This is a genomic window from Mesorhizobium sp. M2A.F.Ca.ET.039.01.1.1, assembly GCF_003998035.1.
In the GTDB taxonomy this organism is placed as follows: Bacteria; Pseudomonadota; Alphaproteobacteria; order Rhizobiales; family Rhizobiaceae; genus Mesorhizobium.
In genome coordinates, this window is record NZ_RZRY01001197.1 from 1 (window position 1) to 1,201 (window position 1,201).

At 61.2% G+C, this 1,201-nt stretch carries 3 protein-coding genes; 2 read left to right on the top strand and 1 reads right to left on the bottom strand.

Features of this window, described 5'->3' with window-relative positions; translation table 11 throughout:
• On the top strand, positions 1–182 hold a 182-nt coding region (locus EOA24_RS42615), incomplete at its 5' end, for a hypothetical protein (RefSeq protein WP_210213652.1).
• On the opposite strand, the gene EOA24_RS38585 is transcribed toward EOA24_RS42615, so the two are convergent.
• Positions 174–521 carry a helix-turn-helix domain-containing protein gene (locus EOA24_RS38585; RefSeq protein WP_126081788.1) on the bottom strand — a complete coding sequence of 116 codons (348 nt, stop codon included), beginning with the start codon at positions 519–521 and terminating at the stop codon, positions 174–176. The genes EOA24_RS42615 and EOA24_RS38585 overlap by 9 nt on opposite strands.
• A 135-nt stretch (positions 522–656) precedes the next feature.
• Between EOA24_RS38585 and EOA24_RS38590 the strand changes: the two genes are divergently transcribed.
• The coding region (locus EOA24_RS38590; protein WP_148669984.1) for an NAD(P)H-binding protein at positions 657–1,201 on the top strand (545 nt) is incomplete at its 3' end.

Genomic DNA, 1,201 nt, shown 5'->3' on the forward strand with positions numbered 1-1,201 from the left:
GTCGGGGGTTTCGTGAACCATTCCTGTCTGTTCCTATGGCGTCAAACTGCCTCGACGTGGCCGTGAAGCATCGCGCTATAGGGTATTATTCCCCTAAGTCTGTAGAGATAGATTATTCCAATTCGACCGCCAGCTTCGGAATTTTTTCTCGGCAAGCAAACCGCGCCATCGCTCTAGCCTGAAGAGTCACGCAGCAGCAGGCGCGAACCGACATCGACGATCGATCTGATCGCGGGGAGCAGTTCCTGCCCCAATGACGTCAGCTCATATTCCACCGTCGGAGGCGACGTCGGCATGACGTGGCGGGTCAGGACGCCACGCTGCTCAAGGTCACGCAGCCGGCTCGTCATGACCTTCGCGGAGATGAAGGGGTTATCGCGGCGCAATTCGGAGAACCGGCGCGGCCCTTCACTCAATGACCAGAGCACCTCCGGCGTCCAGCAACCGCCGAGCAGATCCATGCACTTCGACATCGGGCAACCGGGGAGCGTCGCCACTTTCTTCCTTACCTTGAGAACCATCGCACATCCCTTTGCGGGGCAGTTTCCAGTTGGTTACCGGAAAACGATGGTAACCCCAAGATACGTGGTTTCCCGTGGTAACGATCGTCGCTATTTAGGGGCTATTCATCCGACAAACACGAAATGGACTGAACAATGTACGCAGTAACTGGAGCAACAGGACAACTGGGCCGCCTCGTGATCGAGGCGCTGCTGAAGACCATTCCCGCTGACCGGATCGTCGCGGCGGTTCGCGACCCTGCAAAGGCCAGCGATCTGACCGAACGCGGCGTGATCGTGCGCGAGGCTGACTACAGCCGGCCCGACACGCTCCGTTCGGCCCTGGCCGGCGTCGAGAAACTGTTGTTGATTTCCTCGACCCAAGTCAGTGGCCGCCTTCCGCGGCATCGTACCGTGATCGACGCAGCAACAGCGGCCGGCGTTTCGCTGATCGCCTATACGAGCATGCTGCACGCCGACACGTCGCCCGCGATGCTCGCGATCGAGCATCGGCAGACGGAGGAGGTCATCGCTGCCTCGGGCCTGCCCGCCGTGATCCTGCGCAATGGTTGGTACACCGAAAACCATCTCATGGCGCTCCCGGCAGCGCTTGAGCACGGCGCCTTCGTCGGCGCTGCGAAGGACGGGCGCTTCTCATCCGCGGCGCGGCGGGACTATGCCGAGGCCGCAGCCGCGGTGCT

Bases quoted from the DNA above. Each gene is read 5' to 3' on its own strand.
- EOA24_RS38585 (WP_126081788.1), bottom strand. From the start codon at position 521: ATGGTTCTCAAGGTAAGGAAGAAAGTGGCGACGCTCCCCGGTTGCCCG.